This window comes from Nocardia aobensis NBRC 100429 (assembly GCF_000308375.1).
Taxonomy (GTDB): domain Bacteria; phylum Actinomycetota; class Actinomycetes; order Mycobacteriales; family Mycobacteriaceae; genus Nocardia; species Nocardia aobensis.
The window spans coordinates 34,115-54,894 of record NZ_BAFQ01000094.1 but is presented as its reverse complement, the minus strand read 5'-3'; the positions used below and the strand labels follow the sequence as shown (position 1 = coordinate 54,894).

The 20,780-nt window shown below is 68.1% G+C and carries 19 protein-coding genes; 17 read left to right on the top strand and 2 right to left on the bottom strand.

The genetic code is table 11. The annotated features are described in order from the left end of the window. Nucleotides 1-80 precede the first annotated feature (80 nt). Together RJ03_RS11990 and RJ03_RS11985 are read left to right on the top strand one after the other, a co-directional pair. Nucleotides 81-539 (top strand): MarR family winged helix-turn-helix transcriptional regulator, encoded by a 459-nt coding sequence (locus tag RJ03_RS11990; protein WP_036501263.1) that lies wholly within the window; start codon nt 81-83, stop codon nt 537-539. Between the two features lie 98 nt (nt 540-637). After that, nucleotides 638-1,621: an aldo/keto reductase gene (locus tag RJ03_RS11985; protein ID WP_036501262.1), complete on the top strand. Its 984-nt coding sequence runs from the start codon at nt 638-640 to the stop codon at nt 1,619-1,621. 3 nt (nt 1,622-1,624) lie between these two features. Here the strand turns inward: RJ03_RS11985 and RJ03_RS11980 are convergent, their stop codons facing one another. Both RJ03_RS11980 and RJ03_RS11975 read right to left on the bottom strand, forming a co-directional pair. Further along, nucleotides 1,625-2,017: a PASTA domain-containing protein gene (locus tag RJ03_RS11980; protein ID WP_036501261.1), complete on the bottom strand. Its 393-nt coding sequence runs from the start codon at nt 2,015-2,017 to the stop codon at nt 1,625-1,627. A gap of 448 nt (nt 2,018-2,465) precedes the next feature. Continuing rightward, nucleotides 2,466-2,894 (bottom strand): CBS domain-containing protein, encoded by a 429-nt coding sequence (locus RJ03_RS11975; RefSeq protein ID WP_036501260.1) that lies wholly within the window; start codon nt 2,892-2,894, stop codon nt 2,466-2,468. Between the two features lie 230 nt (nt 2,895-3,124). Between RJ03_RS11975 and RJ03_RS11970 the strand changes: the two genes are divergently transcribed. The 15 genes from RJ03_RS11970 to RJ03_RS11900 all read left to right on the top strand — a co-directional run bounded on the left by RJ03_RS11970 (nt 3,125) and on the right by RJ03_RS11900 (nt 20,767). Next, complete coding sequence (locus RJ03_RS11970; RefSeq protein ID WP_036501259.1) at nt 3,125-3,532, top strand: Rv3143 family two-component system response regulator; 408 nt, start codon at nt 3,125-3,127, stop codon at nt 3,530-3,532. Nucleotides 3,533-3,875: 343 nt separating this feature from the next. After that, nucleotides 3,876-4,256, top strand: a complete 381-nt coding sequence (locus tag RJ03_RS11965) for an NADH-quinone oxidoreductase subunit A (RefSeq protein ID WP_036501258.1) — start codon at nt 3,876-3,878, stop codon at nt 4,254-4,256. 103 nt (nt 4,257-4,359) lie between these two features. Beyond that, a complete protein-coding gene (locus tag RJ03_RS11960) occupies nt 4,360-4,914 on the top strand; it encodes a NuoB/complex I 20 kDa subunit family protein (RefSeq protein ID WP_036501257.1) in 555 nt (184 codons plus the stop codon). 170 nt (nt 4,915-5,084) lie between these two features. Then, the gene (locus RJ03_RS11955; protein WP_051024611.1) at nt 5,085-5,711 is read left to right on the top strand and encodes an NADH-quinone oxidoreductase subunit C; all 627 of its coding nucleotides are present in this window, start codon (nt 5,085-5,087) and stop codon (nt 5,709-5,711) included. After that, a complete protein-coding gene (nuoD, locus tag RJ03_RS11950; protein WP_051024596.1) occupies nt 5,711-7,042 on the top strand; it encodes an NADH dehydrogenase (quinone) subunit D in 1,332 nt (443 codons plus the stop codon). The genes RJ03_RS11955 and nuoD overlap by 1 nt, the downstream gene beginning before the upstream one ends. Further along, complete coding sequence (gene nuoE, locus RJ03_RS11945; protein WP_036501256.1) at nt 7,039-7,800, top strand: NADH-quinone oxidoreductase subunit NuoE; 762 nt, start codon at nt 7,039-7,041, stop codon at nt 7,798-7,800. Before nuoD ends, nuoE begins: the two co-directional genes overlap by 4 nt. Continuing rightward, nucleotides 7,800-9,149: an NADH-quinone oxidoreductase subunit NuoF gene (gene nuoF, locus RJ03_RS11940; RefSeq protein ID WP_036501255.1), complete on the top strand. Its 1,350-nt coding sequence runs from the start codon at nt 7,800-7,802 to the stop codon at nt 9,147-9,149. Before nuoE ends, nuoF begins: the two co-directional genes overlap by 1 nt. Next, nucleotides 9,146-11,614: an NADH-quinone oxidoreductase subunit G gene (locus RJ03_RS11935; RefSeq protein ID WP_051024610.1), complete on the top strand. Its 2,469-nt coding sequence runs from the start codon at nt 9,146-9,148 to the stop codon at nt 11,612-11,614. The genes nuoF and RJ03_RS11935 overlap by 4 nt, the downstream gene beginning before the upstream one ends. A gap of 1 nt (nt 11,615) precedes the next feature. Beyond that, nucleotides 11,616-13,529, top strand: a complete 1,914-nt coding sequence (gene nuoH / locus RJ03_RS39035; RefSeq protein ID WP_083870764.1) for an NADH-quinone oxidoreductase subunit NuoH — start codon at nt 11,616-11,618, stop codon at nt 13,527-13,529. Continuing rightward, complete coding sequence (locus RJ03_RS11925; protein WP_051024595.1) at nt 13,526-14,362, top strand: NADH-quinone oxidoreductase subunit J; 837 nt, start codon at nt 13,526-13,528, stop codon at nt 14,360-14,362. Before nuoH ends, RJ03_RS11925 begins: the two co-directional genes overlap by 4 nt. Further along, nucleotides 14,359-14,658, top strand: a complete 300-nt coding sequence (gene nuoK / locus RJ03_RS11920) for an NADH-quinone oxidoreductase subunit NuoK (RefSeq protein WP_025350204.1) — start codon at nt 14,359-14,361, stop codon at nt 14,656-14,658. The genes RJ03_RS11925 and nuoK overlap by 4 nt, the downstream gene beginning before the upstream one ends. Before the next feature lies 1 nt (nt 14,659). Beyond that, nucleotides 14,660-16,564, top strand: a complete 1,905-nt coding sequence (gene nuoL, locus RJ03_RS11915; RefSeq protein ID WP_036501254.1) for an NADH-quinone oxidoreductase subunit L — start codon at nt 14,660-14,662, stop codon at nt 16,562-16,564. Beyond that, the gene (locus RJ03_RS11910) at nt 16,561-18,210 is read left to right on the top strand and encodes an NADH-quinone oxidoreductase subunit M (RefSeq protein WP_036501253.1); all 1,650 of its coding nucleotides are present in this window, start codon (nt 16,561-16,563) and stop codon (nt 18,208-18,210) included. Before nuoL ends, RJ03_RS11910 begins: the two co-directional genes overlap by 4 nt. Further along, on the top strand, nt 18,207-19,832 hold the full coding sequence (gene nuoN, locus RJ03_RS11905; RefSeq protein ID WP_036501252.1) for an NADH-quinone oxidoreductase subunit NuoN: 1,626 nt from the start codon (nt 18,207-18,209) through the stop codon (nt 19,830-19,832). The genes RJ03_RS11910 and nuoN overlap by 4 nt, the downstream gene beginning before the upstream one ends. Nucleotides 19,833-19,942: 110 nt before the next feature. Further along, nucleotides 19,943-20,767 carry an SAM-dependent methyltransferase gene (locus RJ03_RS11900; RefSeq protein WP_036501251.1) on the top strand — a complete coding sequence of 275 codons (825 nt, stop codon included), beginning with the start codon at nt 19,943-19,945 and terminating at the stop codon, nt 20,765-20,767. The last annotated feature ends 13 nt before the right edge of the window (nt 20,768-20,780 follow it).

Sequence of the window (20,780 nt, the reverse complement as noted above, 5' to 3'; positions counted from 1 at the left end):
AGGGCATACTTACTGAATCGGATATCGCCGACGGTGCGGCTGCCGACGGTCCCAGCACACGCGTAGGAGCGACAACGCCCATGATCCAGCAGGAGCGCGCACGCAGCGCGGAGGAGCTTGCCGAGGCGGCGGATCTGTACTTCGCGCTCGGCCGGATCACTCGCCTGCTGCGGCGTTCCGGTGACCTGGGTTCGTTGAGTCCCGGTTCGGCGGCGGCGCTGGGCACCCTGGTCCGCAGCGGCCCGATGCGCCTGGGTGATCTGGCCGCCGCCGAACACGTCACCGCCCCCACGATGTCGCGCATCGTATCGGGCCTGGAGAAGTACGGTTATCTCGAACGCACCGCCGACCCGGCCGACGGCAGAGCTCAGTTGCTGACCGTCACCGAACAGGCGAAATCTCTGGTCAACGGCCTCACGTCGGCCCGCATCCAGCGCTTCGCCGCCGCCCTCGACGATATCGATGCGCAGCAGCGGCGCACCCTGGGCGACGCACTGGCCGTGCTGGTCGCGCGGCTCGACGACGACGGTTCCCGCTGACGGGTTGACTTGGAGCGCACTCCAAGTCGTAGCGTCGGCGCCGTGAGTTCGCAGGGACTCACCATTCGAACCGATGGCACCTCAGGAGGACCGCTCGCATGATCGCGACCAGGAAACTCGGCGAATTGACCGTCGGCGCACAGGGACTCGGCTGCATGGGAATGAGCCAGGCCTACGGTGTGCGCGACAACGACGCGGAGTCGATCGCCACCATCCACCGCGCGCTCGAGCTCGGGGTAACCCTGCTCGACACCGCGAACGTCTACGGCGCCGGCGACAACGAGGAGCTGGTGGGCCGGGCCATCGCCGATCGGCGCGACCAGGTGATCCTCGCGACCAAATTCGGCATCGTGTGGGGCGAGGACGGCAGTATGGGCGCCCGGGGCGACGCGGCCTACGTCGCGCAGTCCTGCGACGAATCGCTGAAGCGGCTCGGCGTCGACCACATCGACCTGTACTACCAGCACCGCGTCGACCCGAACGTTCCGGTCGAGGAGACCTGGGGCGCGCTGTCGGAGCTGGTCACCGCGGGTAAGGTCCGCTATCTCGGCATCTCCGAGGCCTCGCCCGAGACCATCCGGCGCGCGCACGCCGTGCATCCGGTGACCGCGCTGCAGAGCGAATGGTCGCTGTGGACGCGCGGTATCGAAGAGGAAGTCCTGCCGACCTGCCGTGAACTCGGCATCGGGATCGTGCCGTTCTCCCCGCTCGGCCGCGGCTTCCTCACCGGCTCGATCACCTCGACCGCCGATCTGCCCGCCGACGACCTGCGCCGCGCGCTGCCCCGTTTCGCCGAGGACAACATCGACCGCAACCTCGCCGTCGTCGCCGAGCTGCGCGCGATGGCGGAGGAAAAGGGCGTGACCGCAGGGCAGTTGGCGCTGGCCTGGGTCCAGTCGCGCGGTGACGACGTGGTCCCGATCCCGGGCACGAAGCGCCGCACGTACCTCGAGCAGAATGTGGCGGCCACCGAGATCGAGCTCAGCGCCGAGGATCTGGCGCGGATCGAGGCCGCCGCCCCGGCCGAGGCCTTCGCGGGGGCGCGCTACCCGGAGCACCTGGCCCGCGCCGCCGGCAAGTAGCGATCAGTGCGGGACGTCGACCGTCAGCGTGACCGCAGTGTCCGCGGCGACCGGCGTCCCCGCCGCCGGCTGCTGGGCGGTGACCGTCCAGGGCGTCGTCGCGGCGCCCGGATCGTGCATCACGTCGCGGCCGTCCGCGGTGGTGATGCCGGTGATGTCGAAGCACAGCGCCGCACCGACGACGGTCTGTCCCAGTGGCTTCCCGCGGAAGTCGGGTAGCGGGCGGGGCCAGGGCTGCGCGCCACAGTCCTGAGCGCCCGCCGCGGCAACCGAACTCGATTGCGCCGCAGCCGATGTCGTGGTCGTGCTCGCCGCGTGGTCGTCGGAGGATCCGCCGCAGGCTCCGACGGTGCAGGCGACGGCGAGCAGGGACGCGGCGAATGCGATGCGGCGCATGAATGTCCTTCGGATCGAGCGGCGTTTCCGGCGCCGCCGACCAACGATCCGGCGCGCGTGCCACGCACCCTAATACGCGATCGGTCGCCGATCGAATCGGCTGGATCCAGAACTCGGAATGCGACGTGGTCGGCGGCCGTTCGGAACGCTCCACAGCGCGGACGCCGGGCAGTGAGTTCCGAGGGACAGCGCACGTCTCGAACCCCACCCGATACACCCGATTCCGGCATCGGCGACCTCGTGGTTCCGAACGAACCGCCCGAGGGAATTCTGCTCCGAAAAAGCCGCGTACCTACCACTTTCACGGTTACGAACCGGTGAATATCCAATCACCGTGCGGCAATGGTGGTTTCGGCACGACAGCCGAATCGGCATGATTCACCGGCACCGCTCGTGCCCGGGTCCCGCCGGACCCGGGCACGGTCCTGTCACGGCTCGTCCCGGAGGTTCAGCCCTGCAGATAGTGCTCGAGGTGTTCGCGCTCGTCCTGCAATTCCGAGATCGCGCTCTTGACCACATCGCCGATACTCACGATTCCGACCATTCGCCCGTGATCGACGACCGGCAGATGCCGGATCCGATGTTCGGTCATCGTCGCGCGCAAACTCTCCACCCGATCTTCCGGCGAACAGGTGTGCACGATCGCGGTCATGATGTCGGACACCGGCCGGGTCAGCAGCTGTGCGCCCTGTCTGTGCAGGCAGCGGACCACATCCCGCTCCGACACGATCCCGTCCAGTGCGCCGCCCGCACCACACACCACCGCCGCGCCGACGTTGTGTTCGGCCAGCACCGCCAGCAATCGGCCGACCGTCGCCTCCGGCGCGATCGTCACCACATCGGCCCCTTTGTTGCGCAAAACCTCCGAAATTCGCATCGTCCACCGCCCTGTCGAGCTGTCGTCGTTTCGCCCTGCCGGGGCAGTTCTGCCGACGAACTGCCGCCGCCTATAAGGATCGCGCGTTTTCTCCGCGGTGACCAGCAACGATTCCGATCGGCACGATCAACCTCGCGGTGAAGCCGCCAGGCGGGCGCCACGCCCGGCGCGGGGACCGTTGCCGCCGAAGCCGCCACCGCACCTGCCCGGATGGACGTAGCATCCAGAAGGTGGCCGATGCGAACCGTCCCGCGCTGCGGGTTCTCGTCTACAGCAGCGATGCCGACACCCGCCGCCAGGTGATGCTGGCGCTGGGTAAACATCCGCATCCCGACCTGCCGCCGTTCGACTACCGCGAGACCGCCACCGCGCCGGTGGTGATCGAGCAGCTCGACGCCGGCGCGATCGACCTGGCCATTCTCGACGGTGAGGCCACGCCCACCGGTGGGATGGGGCTGGCCAAGCAGCTCAAGGACGAAATCGCCGACTGCCCGCCCATCGTGGTGCTGACCGGCAGGGCCGACGATGCCTGGCTCGCCGCCTGGTCCCGGGCCGAGGCCGCGGCCGCCCATCCGCTGGATCCGTTCCAGCTCACCTCGGCGGTCACCACCGCCCTGAACGCTCGCCCCGCCGCCTGATCAGCGCTTTTCACGGTCGGCCGACATCTCGTCGGCCGGCCGTTTTCGTGTGCCCGGGCAGGCGCGGCGCGCCCGGCCGCGGGAGGCCATTGCGCTGTTTCGGTCATAAGTGACAGTTCCGAATTCGATCAAACACCGGGGCGGAACCGCGAGTATTCAGAAAGAGCGGTTGTAGGCTGTGCTGTAGCTCACACGAGCGTGGCTGTTGATATGAATGGCGCCCTGCCTGCCCTGTCGTTCCGCGCTCGCGCTCGAGCTGCGCTTCGGGGTGAGACTGGCCCGGCAGACGACGACGTCAGCCCCGCCTCGGCAGTTGCCGGCGAGGGAGAGGGGTTGTGTCGTTGTGAATACCCAGGTGCCGACTCTTGTACTCGGTGCGATCGCTGCCGCGTTCGCGCTGGGATCGGTGTTGCTGGCGGCCGTGATCGGGCCCAAACGCTACAACCGCGCCAAACTCGAAGCCTACGAATGCGGTATCGAACCCACCCCGCACGCCATCGCCGGCGGGCCGGGAAATGCTGCGGGACAACGTTTTCCGGTGAAGTACTACCTCACCGCGATGCTGTTCATCATCTTCGACATCGAGATCGTATTCCTCTATCCGTGGGCGGTGCACTTCGATGCCCTCGGCGTCTTCGGGTTGGCGGCCATGGCGCTGTTCATCTTCAACGTCTCGGTGGCCTACGCCTACGAGTGGAGGCGCGGCGGCCTGAGCTGGGACTGAACGCGGGCGGGCCGATCGGCCCGTCGGCACCGCATACCCAACCCGTCGTCCCGGCGTCCGCCGGGACCGAGGATTCGCACACGGAAGTGAGAGTAGATCCGAGATGGGGCTCGAGGAGAAATTGCCCAGCGGCTTCCTGCTGAGCACGGTCGAACAGTTCGCCGGATACATGCGTAAGGGCTCGCTGTGGCCCGCGACGTTCGGGCTGGCCTGCTGCGCGATCGAGATGATGGCCACGGGGGCCGGTCGCTTCGACAGCGCCCGCTTCGGGATGGAGGTCTTCCGCGCCTCCCCCCGCCAGGCGGATCTGATGATCGTCGCCGGCCGCGTCAGCCAGAAGATGGCGCCCGTGCTGCGGCAGGTCTACGACCAGATGACCGAACCCAAATGGGTGCTGGCGATGGGGGTGTGCGCCTCCTCCGGCGGCATGTTCAACAACTACGCCATCGTGCAGGGCGTCGACCATGTCGTGCCCGTGGACATCTACCTGCCCGGCTGTCCGCCGCGCCCGGAGATGCTGTTGCACGCGATCTTGAAACTGCACGAGAAGATCCAGGAGATGCCGCTGGGTGTCGACCGCGCCGAGGCCGTGCGCGCTGCCGAGGCCGCCGCACTCGCCTCCACACCCACGATCCGGATGGAGGGGCTGCTGCGATGAGTCTGGACGCACCGCGCAGCGCCGGCGATCCGCCCGACAGCCCCGCGGATATCGAATCCTCCTCCGGTACGAGCGCACCCGGCCCGGCCGGCGAACCGGCGATCGAACCCGAATCGCGCGGCCCCTCCCCCGACCGGCCCGACGACGAGGTCATCGGGGTGCGCCGCGGCATGTTCGGCGTCCGGGGCACCGGCGACACCTCCGGATACGGGCGGCTGGTGCGGACCGTCACGCTGCCCGGGAGCACCCCCGCGCCCTACGGCTCCTATTTCGACGAGGTGGTCGCCGCGCTGGCGGAGTCGGTGGGAGACGAGGTGTTTCGCGCCGCGATCGAGAAGATCGTGGTCTTCGCCGGAGAACTGACCCTGCATGTGCGACGCGAGCGGGTCGTCGAGCTGGCGCGTGCGCTGCGCGACGACGCGGCGTTGCGCTTCGAACTGTGCCTCGGCGTGAACGGCGTGCACTACCCCGACGACACGGGCCGCGAACTGCACGCCGCCTATCACCTGCTGTCGATCACACACAACCGGCGGGTGCGGATCGAGGTGTCGGTACCGGATGCGGATCCGCATATGCCCTCGCTGTTCTCGGTGTATCCGACCAGCGACTGGCACGAGCGCGAAACCTACGACTTCTTCGGCATCGTCTTCGACGGTCACCCGTCGCTGACGCGGATCATGATGCCCGACGACTGGCGTGGACATCCGCAGCGCAAGGACTACCCGCTCGGCGGGATCCCGGTCGAATACAAGGGCGCGCGTATTCCGCCGCCGGACCAGCGGAGGACCTACAGCTGATGAATCACACCGACATCACCGGCGCCGCAACGGATCCGGTGGCCGAAAGCCCGGCGGTCACGGTCGTCGGACAGGACTGGGACGATGTGCGCGAGGCGCTCGACGGCGCCGCGGAGGAGCGGATCGTCGTCAATATGGGACCGCAGCATCCCTCCACGCACGGCGTGCTGCGGCTGATCCTCGAGATCGAGGGCGAGACGGTCACCGAGGCGCGCTGCGGAATCGGCTACCTGCACACCGGTATCGAGAAGAATCTCGAATTCCGCAACTGGGTGCAGGGCGTCACGTTCGTGACCCGGATGGACTATCTGTCCCCGCTGTTCAACGAGACCGCCTACTGCCTGGCGGTGGAGAAGCTGCTCGGCATCACCGGCGATATTCCCGAACGAGTGAACATCGTTCGCGTCATGCTGATGGAGCTCAACCGCATCTCCTCCCATCTGGTGGCGCTGGCCACCGGCGGTATGGAACTCGGCGCGCTGACACCGATGCTGTTCGGCTTCCGCGAACGCGAACTGATCCTCGACATCTTCGAAAACGTTACCGGACTGCGGATGAACCACGCCTACATCCGCCCCGGCGGGCTGGCGCAGGATCTGCCGTCCGACGCGGTGGGCAAGATCCGAGATCTGCTGGCGCTCATGCCGAAACGGCTGCGCGATATGGAGTTGCTGCTCAACGAGAACCCGATCTTCAAGGCCCGCACCCGCGGCATCGGCTATCTCGACCTCGCCTCGTGTATGGCGCTGGGAGTGACCGGACCGGTCCTGCGTTCCACCGGCCTGCCGCACGATCTGCGTAAGTCGCAGCCGTACTGCGGCTACGAGGACTACGAGTTCGACGTCATGACCGATACCGGATGCGATTGCTACGGCCGCTACCTCATCCGCATCAAGGAGATGAAGGAGTCGCTGAAGATCGTCGAGCAGTGCCTCGACAAACTCCGTCCCGGCCCGGTCATGGTGTCGGACAAGAAGATCGCGTGGCCGGCGGATCTGACACTCGGGCCCGACGGACTGGGCAATTCCGCCGAACATATCGGCACCATCATGGGCACCTCGATGGAGGCGCTGATCCACCACTTCAAACTCGTCACCGAGGGCATGCGGGTGCCGCCCGGCCAGGTGTACGCCTCGGTGGAGTCCCCGCGCGGCGAACTGGGTGTCCACATGGTCTCCGACGGCGGAACCCGGCCCTACCGTGTGCATTTCCGCGATCCCTCGTTCACGAATCTGCAGGCCGTGGCGGCGATGTGCGAAGGCGGCATGGTCGCCGACGTGATCGCCTCCGTGGCCAGCATCGACCCGGTGATGGGTGGTGTCGACCGATGACAGCCGAACCGATTCCCGCGACCGCGAACGGTCGCGACCCGATCCTGCTGCAGTTGTCGCAGCGCCCCGTCCCCTATCCGCCGCAGGTGCAGGAGAACCTGCGAGCGGAGGCCCGCGAGATCATCGACCGCTATCCGCAGTCACGCTCGGCGCTGCTGCCGTTGCTGCATCTGGTGCAGAGCGTCGAAGGCTATGTCAGCGGCACCGGGATCGCGTTCTGTGCCGAACAACTCGGGCTCACCGACGCCGAGGTGACCGCGGTCGCCACCTTCTACTCGATGTATCGCCGCACGCCGACCGGCGACTATCACGTCGGAGTCTGCACCAATACGCTGTGCGCGGTCATGGGCGGCGACGAGATCCTGGCCGCACTCACCCGGTATCTGGAGATCGCCGCCGGCGAAACGACCGCGGACGGGGCGATCACGCTCGAACATCTCGAGTGCAACGCCGCCTGCGATTACGCCCCGGTGGTCATGGTTAACTGGGAATTCTTCGACAACCAGACCCCGGAGTCGGCCCGCGCGCTCGCCGACGCGCTGCGATCCGGACGCGCGGTCACCGGCACGCGCAGCGGCGCGCCCCTGTGCAGCTTCCGCGACACCGCCCGCATTCTCGCCGGATTCCCGGACCGGCGGCCCGACGCCAACGACGGCGCCCCCGGGGAACCCACGCTCGCCGGCCTGCGCGTGGCGGCCGAGCCATCGACACCTGCTGCGCCGCAGCGTGATTCGGACACCGGACGGGGGGAACGGTGATGACGCTGGCGCCCGTACTCACCCGCTACTGGGATCAGCCGCGGTCGTGGACCCTCGACACCTACCGGGCACACGACGGTTATCGAGGCCTGTCCCGTGCGCTGGGCATGCATCCCGACGAGGTCATCGCCACGGTGAAGGACGCCGGCCTGCGCGGCCGCGGCGGCGCCGGATTTCCCACCGGCATGAAATGGGGTTTCATCCCGCAGGATCCCGAAGGATCGCCGGCGGCGGGTAAGCCGCACTACCTGGTCGTCAACGCCGACGAATCCGAACCCGGCACCTGCAAGGACATCCCGTTGATGCTGGCGACCCCGCATGTGCTGGTCGAGGGCGCCATCATCGCCGCCTATGCCATCCGCGCCGCGCACGCGTTCATCTATCTGCGCGGCGAAGTGGTGCCGGTGCTGCGCCGGCTCCAGACCGCGGTCGAAGAGGCTTATGCCGCAGGCTATCTGGGACGCGACATCCTCGGCTCCGGCTTCGATCTCGACCTGATCGTGCACGCCGGGGCCGGCGCCTACATCTGCGGTGAGGAAACCGCCCTGCTGGACTCGCTCGAGGGCCGCCGCGGCCAGCCTCGCCTGCGACCGCCCTTCCCCGCCGTCGCCGGCCTGTACGCGTGCCCGACCGTGGTCAACAACGTGGAATCGATCGCGAGCGTGCCGGCCATCATGACCAACGGCGTCGAGTGGTTTCGTTCGATGGGTTCGGAGAAATCGCCCGGCTTCACCCTGTACTCGCTGTCCGGACACGTCACCCGGCCGGGCCAGTACGAGGCGCCCCTCGGCGTGACGCTGCGCGAACTTCTCGGACACGCCGGCGGTGTGCGCGCCGGGCACACCCTGAAGTTCTGGACCCCCGGCGGCTCCTCCACTCCCCTGTTCACCGCCGAACACCTCGATGTGCCCCTCGACTACGAGAGCGTGGGCGCGGCCGGATCCATGCTGGGCACCAAGGCATTACAGATCTTCGACGACACCACCTGCGTGGTGCGCGCGGTGCTGCGCTGGACCGAGTTCTACGCCCACGAATCCTGCGGAAAATGCACACCCTGCCGGGAAGGTACCTACTGGCTGGTGCAACTGCTGCAGCGACTGGAGTCCGGCGGCGGAACCGAGGCCGATCTGGACACCCTGCTCGATATCGCCGACAACATCAACGGCAAATCGTTCTGCGCCCTCGGCGACGGTGCGGCGAGCCCGATCGTGTCCTCCCTCGAATACTTTCGCGACGAATACACCGAACACATCCGGCTGGGCCGGTGCCCGTTCGATCCCGCTCGCTCGACCGCCTGGGCCGCCGCCACGGCCGGCACCGCAGCGACGCCTGCCGAAGGAGTGCGATGACCGCGACAGTCAGCCACGACAGCAGTGGCGTCATCCCCCAAGATCTGGTCACCGTCACCATCGACGGCACGACGATCGCCGTGCCCGCCGGAACGTTGCTGATACGGGCCGCCGAACTCGTCGGAATCCAGATCCCCCGGTTCTGCGACCATCCGCTGCTCGATCCGGTCGGAGCCTGCCGGCAGTGCCTGGTCGAGGTGGAGGGGCAACGCAAACCGGTCGCCTCCTGCACGATGGCCGTCACCGACGGCATGATCGCCCACACCCAGATCAGTTCGCCGGCCGCGCAGAAGGCCCAAACCGGCGTCATGGAACTGCTGCTGATCAACCATCCGCTGGATTGCCCGGTGTGCGACAAGGGCGGGGAATGCCCGCTGCAGAACCAGGCGATATCCAGCGGGCGGCCCGAATCGCGCTTCGAGGGCGTGAAACGCACCTATCCCAAACCGATTCCGCTCTCGCCCGCGGTGCTGCTGGATCGGGAGCGGTGTGTCCTGTGCGCGCGCTGCACCCGGTTCTCGCAGCAGATCGCCGGTGATCCGTTCATCGAACTGATGGACCGTGGTGCGCTGCAGCAAGTCGGTATCGCCGCCGGGGAGCCGATGGACTCCTACTTCTCCGGCAACACCGTCCAGATCTGCCCGGTCGGCGCCCTCACCGGCACCACCTACCGCTTCCGCGCGCGTCCCTTCGACCTGGTGTCGAGCCCGGCGGTGTGCGAACACTGCGCTGCCGGATGCGCCCAGCGTACCGACCACCGCCGCGGAAAAGTGCTGCGCCGCTTGGCCGGTGACGATCCGCAGGTCAACGAGGAATGGAATTGCGACAAGGGGCGCTGGGCCTTCACCTACGCGACCGAACCCGACCGGATCACCACTCCGCTGATCCGCGACGACAGCGGCGCACTCGTTCCCGCCTCGTGGTCGGAGGCGCTGGCGCGAGCCGGTGCGGGCCTGGCCGCCGCCCGCGGGCACGCCGGAGTGCTGGTGGGCGGCCGCGCCACCGTCGAGGACGCCTACGCGTACGCCAAATTCGCGCGCATCGCGCTGGGTACCAACGACATCGACTTCCGCGCCCGCGCCCATTCCGCGGAGGAGGCCGCATTCCTGGCAGCGGCCATCGCCGGACAGGGGGTGCGGGTGGACTACGGCGCGCTGGATTCGGCGCCGGTCGTCCTGCTCGCCGGCCTCGAACCCGAAGAGGAATGCCCGATCCTGCATCTGCGGCTGCGTAAGGCCGCTCGCACATCCGCGACCGCGATCTTTTCGCTGGCCGCCTATGCGAGCCGCGGCCTGAACCGGATATCGGGCCGGTTGATCCCCACCGTGCCCGGCGACGAAGCGCGGCTGCTGCAGGCGTTGGCGGTCGCGGGCGCCGGATACGAATGTCCGCCCGATCCGCCGGGACTGGACGAACTCGCTCGCGCGCTGCGCCGTCGCGGTGCGGTGATCCTGGCCGGTGAGCGCCTGGCCGCGCTGCCCGGCGCGCTCTCGGCGGTGGCCTCGCTGGCCGAGACCACCGGCGCCGCACTGGCCTGGGTGCCGCGCCGCGCCGGCGAACGTGGCGCGCTCGAGGCGGGTGCGCTGCCCGATCTGCTGCCGGGCGGACGTCCGATCGCCAATGCCCGTGCCCGCCAACAGGTTCAGCGGGTCTGGCAGGTCGATGAACTGCCGACCGCCCCGGGACGCGATACCGCCGCGATTCTCGACGCCGGCCGCCAGCCGGGCGCGCTGCTGGTCGGTGGTGTGGAGATCGCCGATCTGCCCGATCCCCGCGCCGCCCGCGCTGCCGTCGAGGCCGCCGCCTTCGTGGTCAGTCTGGAATTGCGGCACAGCGAGGTCACCGAGCGCGCCGATGTGGTGTTCCCCGTCGCCTCGGCAATGGAGAAGGCGGGGACCTACCTCACCTGGGAGGGCAGGCCGCGGCCGTTCGGCGCCGCCCTCGGCGATGCGACCGTCCGGCGGCAGGCGGCGCCGCTGGCCGATCATCGCGTGCTGCATTCGCTGGCCGACGAGATGGGTGTGCGACTGGGCCTGCCGACGGTCGATGCGGCCCGCGCGGAACTGGACGCGCTGGGCGTCTGGGACGGGCCCCGGCCGCAGCAGCCGGCATATCCGTCGGCCGCGCTTCCGGAGACCGAAACCGGCACCGCCGTCCTCGCCGGTTGGCGCATGCTGCTCGACAACGGTCGCATGCAGGACGGCGAACCGAATCTCGCCGGCACCGCCCGCCGGCCGGTCCTGCGGCTGTCGCCGGCCACCGCGGCCGAAATCGGCGCGGCCACCGGCGATTCGGTGCGGATCAGCACCGGACACGGCCGCATCGTGCTGCCGCTCGACATCACCGAGATGCCCGATCGTGTCGCCTGGCTGCCGTGGAATTCGGCGGACTCGACGGTCAACGACCGGCTCACCACCGACCTCGGTCACCGCGTGCGCATCCAACGGGAGGAACCCCATGAGTGAGATGTCGCCGGCCGTGCTGGTCGCCGCCCCGGCCGATCTGTCCGCCTTCGGCCACGACCCGTGGTGGCTGGTCGTGGTGAAATCCATCGGCATCTTCGTCTTCCTGCTGCTCATCCCGCTGCTCGCGGTGGTGATCGAACGCAAGGTGGTGGCCTGGATGCAGATGCGGGTCGGCCCCAACCGGGTCGGTCCGCGCGGTTCGCTGCAATCCATCGCCGACGGGGTCAAGATGCTCCTCAAGGAGGACATCATCCCGGCGATGGTCGACAAGCCGATCTACATTCTGGCACCGATCGTCGCGCTGATTCCGGCGGTGATGGCGTTCGCGGTGATACCGCTCGGACCGGAGGTGTCGATCTTCGGCACCCGCACACCACTGCAGTTGACCGATATGCCGGTGGGAGTGCTCTACATCCTCGCGATGACCTCGATTGGGGTCTACGGCATCGTGCTGGCGGGGTGGTCGTCGGGATCGACGTATCCGCTGCTGGGCGGTCTGCGCTCGACCGCGCAGGTGATCTCCTACGAGATCGCGATGGCGGCCTGTTTCGCGGCGGTGTTCCTGCTGGCCGGAACCATGTCCACTTCCGGCATCGTGGACCGGCAGTGGGGCACCTGGAACGTGTGGCTGCTGCTGCCGTCGTTCGTCGTCTACGCGGTGGCGATGGTCGGCGAAACCAACCGCGCCCCCTTCGATCTGCCCGAGGCCGAGGGTGAACTCGTCGGCGGATTCCACACCGAATACTCGTCGCTGAAATTCGCGATGTTCATGATGGCGGAATACATCAACATGGGCACCGTCTCGGCGCTGGCCACCACCCTATTCTTCGGCGGCTGGCACGCACCGTTCCCGCTGAACCTGTGGGACGGCGCGAATTCGGGCTGGTGGCCGCTGCTGTGGTTCACGCTGAAGGTCTGGACATTCCTGTTCGTCTTCATCTGGTTGCGCGGGACGCTGCCGCGGCTGCGCTACGACCAGTTCATGAATCTCGGCTGGAAGCTGCTCATTCCGGTGTCGCTGCTGTGGGTGATGATCGTGGCGACGCTGAAGGTGGTGCAGGACAACGGCCACGACGTGCAGACCGCGGGCTTGGTGACCGCCGGGGTGATCATCTCGGTCGGCCTGCTGGCGATGATGCTGCGCGCCGGGCGTGCCGGGGACAATCCGGCCCCGGAAACAGCCGGGACACAACAGTTCTCGGACTTCCCGGTGCCGCCGATGCCCGATACGGCCCCGCCTGAGACCAAAGCCGGTCTGCTGGAACCGATCGGCGGATTCTGGGTCACCTTCGTCACGATGTTCAAGAAGAAGAACACCGAGTTCTATCCCGAGGAGAAGGTCCCCACCGCCCCGCGCTATCACGGCCGCCACCAGCTCAACCGGCATCCCGACGGCCTGGAGAAGTGCATCGGCTGCGAACTGTGCGCCTGGGCCTGCCCCGCCGACGCGATCTATGTCGAGGGCGCCGACAACACCGACAGCGAGCGCTACTCCCCCGGCGAACGCTACGGCCGCGTGTACCAGATCAACTATCTGCGCTGCATCGGCTGCGGTCTGTGCATCGAGGCATGCCCGACCCGGGCGTTGACGATGACCAACGAATACGAGCTGGCCGACGACAATCGCGCCGATCTGATCTACGAGAAGGACCGGCTGCTCGCCCCGCTGGGCGACGGAATGATCGCGCCGCCGCACGCCGCCTACCCGGGCGCCACCGAGGAGGACTACTACCTCGGCGCCGTTCCCGCAGCCCCCGGCACCGACCGCGACACGGGCCTGGGCTCCACCGGTATCGCGGTGCCGCGCCGATCCGGTTCCGGTTCCGATCTCGTGAGTCCGAACTCCGCGGACTCGGCCGCCGATGCGGTGGGACGGCAACCGGCCGCCACCGGCACCCAAGGAGGTGCGCAGTGAGCCCGGGAGTCGATGTGCTTGCCGCCGAAGCGGTTACGCGTACCTCCACCGGCGAGGCGGTGCTGTTCTGGGTCCTGGCCGTGGTCGCGGTGGCGGGCGCCCTCGGCATGGTGTGCGCTCGCAAGGCCGTGCACTCCGCATTGTGCCTGGCGGCCACCATGATCACCCTGTCGGTGTTCTACATCGCCCAGGACGCGCTGTTCCTCGGCGTGGTGCAGATCGTGGTGTACACGGGCGCGGTCATGATGCTGTTCCTGTTCGTCCTGATGCTCGTCGGCGTCGATTCGTCCGAATCGCTGCGGGAGACGTTGCGCGGGCACCGCATCGCCGTCGTCGTGGTGGGTGCCGGATTCGGGCTGCTGCTGATCGCGGCGATCGCCCGCGGGGTGCGCGACGATTCGGTGGCGGCCACCGGGCCCGGATTCGGCGCCGACCCGATCGCGGCGCTGGCCGAGCTGATCTTCGTGCGTTACGTGTGGGCCTTCGAACTCACCGGCGCGTTGCTGATCACCGCCACCATCGGCGCGATGATCCTCGCGCACCGGGAACGGTTCGGTCCGCGCACCGGGCAGCGCGAACAATCGCAGCGCCGCCTGCGCGAAGGCCACCGCATCACTCCCCTGCCCACCCCCGGTGTCTATGCCCGCCACAACGCCGTCGACGTGCCGGCCCGGCTGCCCGACGGCTCGTTCGCCGAACTGTCGGTGAGCACCATCCTGCGCCATCGCCGCCGCCGCGCCCACACCGAGGCGGCGGAGATCGGCATGCGAAACGGCAACGGCGGCAGCGCCGCCCACGCGACCGGCGACAACGAGAGGAAGGCTCCGCGGTGAATCCGGACAACTACCTGTATCTGTCCGCCCTGCTGTTCACCATCGGCGCGGCCGGGGTGCTGGTGCGGCGCAACGCGATCGTGGTGTTCATGTGCATCGAGTTGATGCTCAACGCGGTCAATCTCGCCTTCGTCACCTTCGCCCGACAGCACCACAACCTCGACGGGCAGGTCTTCGCATTCTTCACGATGGTCGTCGCCGCCGCGGAGGTCGTCGTGGGCCTGGCGATCATCATGACCATCTTCCGCACCCGCCGCTCGACCTCGGTCGACGACGCCAACCTGCTGAAGTACTGACGTGAGTACCGGGAATCTGCTCTGGCTGCTGCCGGTCCTGCCCGCCGCCGGTGCGCTGATCCTGCTGCTGGCGGGACGTATGAGCGACCGCTGGGGGCATTGGCTGGGCTGCGCGACGGCGGTGGCCTCGTTCGGCGTGGCGGTGTGGGCGTTCGCCGAGATGCTCGGCCGCGCCGGCGCCGATCGTGCGGTGTCGCACAACCTCTTCAGCTGGGTACCGGTGGCCGGGCTGCAGGCGGAGTTCTCGCTGCAACTCGATCAGCTGACGATGTGTTTCGTCCTGCTGATCACCGGCGTCGGCTCGCTGATCCACATCTACTCGGTCGGCTACATGGCACACGATCCGGCGCGGCGGCGGTTCTTCGCCTACCTCAACCTGTTCCTGGCCGCGATGCTGATCCTGGTCATGGCCGACAACTACCTGGTGCTCTACCTCGGCTGGGAGGGCGTGGGCCTGGCCTCGTACCTGCTGATCGGGTTCTGGCACGAGAAGCCGTCGGCGGCCGCGGCGGCGAAGAAGGCCTTCGTGGTCAACCGCGTCGGCGACATGGGCTTGGCGATCGCACTTTTCCTGATGTTCGCCACCTTCGGCTCGGTCGATTTCGGGCACGTGTTCGCCGGTGTCCCGCATGCGAGCGAAGGCACCCTCACGGCTCTGGGGCTGCTGTTGCTGCTGGGCGCCTGCGGTAAATCCGCGCAGGTGCCGCTGCAGTCCTGGCTCGGTGACGCGATGGAAGGCCCGACTCCGGTGTCGGCGCTCATCCACGCCGCCACCATGGTGACCGCCGGTGTGTATCTGATCGCGCGCTCGAACGCGATCTTCGACGCCGCGCCGGCGGCTCGCGCCGGCGTGCTGGTGGTCGGCGCGGTGACGCTGCTGTTCGGCGCCGTCATCGGCTGCGCGAAGGACGACATCAAGAAGGCGCTGGCCGCGTCCACGATGAGCCAGATCGGTTATATGGTGCTGGCCGCGGGACTGGGCCCGGCCGGATATGCCGTGGCGATCATGCATCTGCTCACCCACGGCTTCTTCAAGGCCGGATTGTTCCTCGGCGCCGGATCGGTCATGCACGCGATGAACGACGAAACGGATATGCGCCGCTACGGCGGGCTGCGCAAGTATCTGCCGATCACGTTCGTCACCTTCGGGCTCGGCTATCTGGCGATCATCGGGGTGCCGCCGTTCGCGGGGTTCTTCTCCAAGGATCGGATCATCGAGGCCGCGTTCGGGTACGGCGGTGCGAACGGCATCACCCTCGGCGCCGCCGCGCTGCTCGGCGCCGGGATCACCGCCTTCTATATGACGCGCGTGATGTTGTTGACCTTCTTCGGTGAAAAGCGCTGGGCTGCGGGCGAATCCGAGGCCGAGCCGCATCCGCACGAGGCGCCCGCGGTGATGACCGGCCCGATGATCGTGCTGGCACTCGGCTCGGTGTTCTCCGGCGGGGTGTTCGTGTTCGGATCGTCGCTGCAGAACTGGCTGGCGCCGGTGGTCGGCACCGAACATGCCGAAAGCGCCGTGCCGGCGTGGGCGGTCACCGTGGCGGCGCTGGTCGTGGTGGCGATCGGTGTCGCGGTCGCTTACCGCCAGTACGCGCGTCGGCCGGTGCCGCGCACCGCCCCGCAGGAGGTCACGCCGCTGACCGTCGCGGCTCGGCGCGATCTGTACGGCGACGCGTTCAACGAGGCCGCGTTCATGCGTCCGGGCACCCACCTGACCCGCTCGCTGGTCTTTCTCGACAACCGCGGAATCGACGGCATCGTCAACACGACGGCCGCGGTGATCGGCGGTCTGTCGGCGCGAATCCGGCGCGTGCAAACGGGTTTCGTGCGCTCGTACGCCCTGTCCATGTTCACCGGCGCGGCCCTGGTGGTCGCGGCCCTGCTGGCGGTGAGGTTGCTGTGACGGAGTATCCCTGGCTGACCACACTGTGGGTGCTGCCCCTGGCCGGCGCCGTCGTCGTGCTGGCGGTCCCGGCCGGCCGGCGCACGCTGGCCCGGGTGACCGGACTCGTGTTGTCGCTGGCCACCTTGGCCGTCGCGATCGTGGTCGCGGTACGTTTCGATCCGGGCGGCCCGCAGTATCAACTCGTCGAATCACACCGCTGGATACCGGCTTTCGGCGCCGGCTACACCCTCGGCGTCGACGGGATCGCCCTGGTGCTGCTGCTGTTGACCGCCGCACTGGTGCCGCTGCTGATCCTCGCCGGATGGAAGGACGACCGCGAGGCGGGCAGCGGGCGGCGGGTCGCGCACATCTACGTCGCGCTGACCCTGATCGTCGAGGCGATGGTGCTGATCTCGTTCGTCTCGCTCGACATCCTGCTGTTCTACGTGTTCTTCGAGGTCATGCTCATCCCGATGTACTTCCTCATCGGCGGATTCGGGCCGCGCACCACCGGCGGTGAATCGGCGGCCGTGGAACTGGCACTGCGGCAGCAGCGTTCGCGCGCGGCGGTGAAGTTCCTGCTGTACAACCTGTTCGGCGGCCTGATCATGCTGGCCGCGGTGATCGGGCTGTACGTGCTCACCGCGCGGGCCCATCTCGGCGGCGAGGGCGGGACCTTCGATTTCCGGGCGGTCACGGCGGCGGCGAATTCCGGGCAGCTCGGCGCCGGGCCGGCCGTGCTCAACGCGCTGTTCCTCGGCTTCATGTTCGCCTTCGCGGTGAAGGCGCCGCTGTGGCCGCTGCACACCTGGCTGCCCGGCGCCGCGGTGTCGGCCACGCCCGCGAGCGCGGTGCTCATGATGGCGGTGGTCGACAAGGTCGGCACGTTCGGCATGCTGCGCTACTGCCTGCTGCTGTTCCCGGCCGCCTCGACCACCTACGCGCCGATGATCAGCGTGCTGGCGGTGATCGGCATCCTCTACGGCGCGCTGCTGGCCATCGGGCAGACCGATGTGATGCGCCTGATCGCCTATACCTCGATCTCGCATTTCGGCTTCATCATCCTCGGCATCTTCGCGATGACCAATCAGGGTGGCGCGGGCGCGACGCTGTACATGGTCAATCACGGCATCTCGACCGCGGCGCTGTTCCTCATCGCGGGATTCCTGGTGTCGCGCCGCGGAACTCGGGCGATCGCCGAATTCGGCGGCGTACAGAAGGTTGCGCCGATATTGGCGGGCACCTTCCTGATCGCGGGCCTGGCGACGCTGTCACTACCCGGGCTGGCGCCGTTCGTCAGCGAATTCCTCGTGCTCGTCGGCACGTTCACCAGATATCCGGTGGCGGCGGTGTTCGCCACGGGCGCGTTGGTACTGGCGGCGCTCTACGTGCTGTGGATGTACCAGCGCATGATGACCGGACCGGTCCGCAAGGGCAACGAGCGCTTGCCGGATCTGCTGCCACGCGAACTGGTGGTCGTGGTGCCGTTGCTGGCGGCGCTGCTGGTCCTCGGCGCGTATCCGAAACCGGTTCTCGACCGGATCAATCCGGCGGTGGCCGGCACCCTCACCACCATCGGCAAACACGATCCGGCGCCCACGGTCGCGCCGGATGCGGCGACCGTACCGGCCGCGACCACTCCGAGCGGAGGTAACCACCGGTGAATCAGTACCTGGCCGCGACGGTTCCGGCTCCCTCGATCGAATATCACGCCCTGTCACCGATGCTCGTCGTCTTCGGTGTCGCAGTCGCCGGGGTGCTCGTCGAGGCGTTTCTGCCGCGTTCGTGGCGCTACCCGCTCCATCTGGTGCTCGCGCTGGGCGGTCTGGTGGCGGCACTGGTGGCGGTGATCGCGCTCGCGGGCACCCATGCCACGGTGGCCGTCGGCGCGGTCGCGGTCGACAACGTGACGCTGATGCTGCAGGGCACCATCCTGGTGGTCGCGATCCTCGCGGTCGCGCTGATGGCCGAACGCGGGATCGAACCGCGGCTGGCGCGCGAAAGCCGGGAGGGCCCCGGAACCTGGAGCCGGGCGGCCGCGGTGGCCTCCGGCGCGGTCGTGGTCGACGCGTTCACCCCGCAGGCCGCGGCGGTGCCGGGAAGTTCGGACGAGATCGCCGCCGCGCGGGCGGGTATCGCCACCACCGAGGTCTTTCCGCTGACCCTGTTCGCGGTCGGCGGCATGCTGCTGTTCCCCGCCTCCAACGATCTGCTGTCGATGTTCGTCGCGCTCGAAGTGCTGTCGCTGCCGCTGTATCTGCTGTGCGGGCTGGCGCGGCGGCGTCGGCTGCTGTCGCAGGAGGCGGCACTGAAGTACTTCCTGCTGGGGGCGTTCGCCTCGGCCTTCTTCCTGTACGGGATGGCGTTGCTGTACGGCTACGCCGGCACGGTTCGGCTGTCGGGCATCGCCGACGCGGTGGCCCGGGATTCCGGCTCGAAAACCCTTGCGGTGCTGGGGGTGGCGATGCTGGTGGTCGGGTTGCTGTTCAAGATCGGCGCCGTGCCGTTCCAGTCGTGGGTGCCCGATGTGTATCAGGGCGCGCCGACGGCGATCACCGCGTTCATGGCCGCGGCTACCAAGATCGCGGCCGTGGGTGCGCTGCTGCGCATCCTGCAGGTCGCGGTTCCGGGACTGAGTGCGGACTGGCGTCCGATCCTGGGAGCCGTGGCGGTGGCCACGATGGTGCTGGGCGCCATACTCGCCGTCACCCAGACCGATGTGAAGCGCATGCTCGCCTACTCCTCGATCGCGCACGCCGGGTTCATCCTCACCGCGCTGGTGGCGGCCAATTCCGACGGGGTGTCGTCGGTGCTGTTCTACCTCGCCGTCTACGGCGTGAGCACCGTCGGCGCGTTCGCGGTGGTCACGCTGGTACGCGACCGCGTGGGAGACGAGGCCACCGCGCTGTCGGCATGGGCTGGGCTCGGCCGCCGCTCACCATGGCTGGCAACGGTTTTCGCGCTGTTTCTGCTGTCGTTCGCGGGCATTCCGCTGACCAGTGGTTTCATCGGGAAATTCGCCGTGTTCTCGGCCGCCGCCTCCGGGCACGCGGCGTATCTGGTGATCGTCGGTGTGATCTCCAGTGCGATCGCCGTGTTCTTCTACATCCGCGTCATCGTGCAGATGTTCTTCACCGATCCGCCGGAGGCACCGCCCGCCGTGGTCACCGCACCGGTGACCACGATGGTCGTCATCGTCACCGGCGCCGCCACACTGGCCCTGGGTATCGTGCCGCAGCCGCTGCTCGATCTGGCGAACCGCGCGGTCGGATTCGTCACCGGGTGATCACGAAAAACATCTCGCGGACAACGGTTCTCGGCGACGCCGCACCGAAACGTCAACGGTGGCTCTAGGATCGAGCCCGACGACGACCTCCGCGCACAGAAACAGGTGTCATGACCGACAGCGCCGCACAGGTGGATCAATCCAAGCCGAGCATCGCCCGCGTGTACGACTATCTGCTGGGCGGGCGCGACAACTACGCCGTCGACCGCAAGGTCGGCGACTACTTCATCAACGATCTGCCCGGCTCGGTCGCCATCGCCTATGCCAACCGGCAGGCCATGATTCGCGCGGTCGCCGATATCGCGGACTCCGGTGTGCGCCAGTTCATCGATATGGGCAGCGGGCTGCCGACCGTCGACAATGTGCATCAGGTCGCGCAGCGTCACCTCGAGGCGCCGCGCGTGGTGTACGTGGACAACGATCCGATCGTGCTGGCACACGGTCGCGCACTGCTGTCCTCCGACGACGACACCACGGTCATTCACGCCGATCTGCGTGACCCGGACGCCATCTTCTCCCATCCGGATCTGCAGCGGCTGATCGATTTCGACGAGCCGGTGGCGGTGATCTTCAGCGCGATCCTGCACCACCTCAACGACGACGAGAATCCGGCCGAACTGGTGCGGTGGTGGACCGACCGGATCCCGGTCGGCTCGCAGATCTACATCTCGCATTTCCGTTCCGGCTTCAACGAGGAGACGCAGGCCGCCGAAGAGAAATTGCAGGCGACGTTCGGGCGGGGGCGCTGGCGTTCGGACGAGGAGATCCTCGGCCTGTTCGGTGATCTGGAGGTGCTCGAGCCGGGGCTCGAGATCTGCGCCCGCTGGCGGCCCGCCGAAGCCGACGCCTCGGTCGCACGCATCGGTCCGGCCGAGCGCGAACCGACCCTGTGGGAACAACTGATCGCGTGCGCACTGGCCCGGAAGACCCACTGAGGCTCGCTCCGGC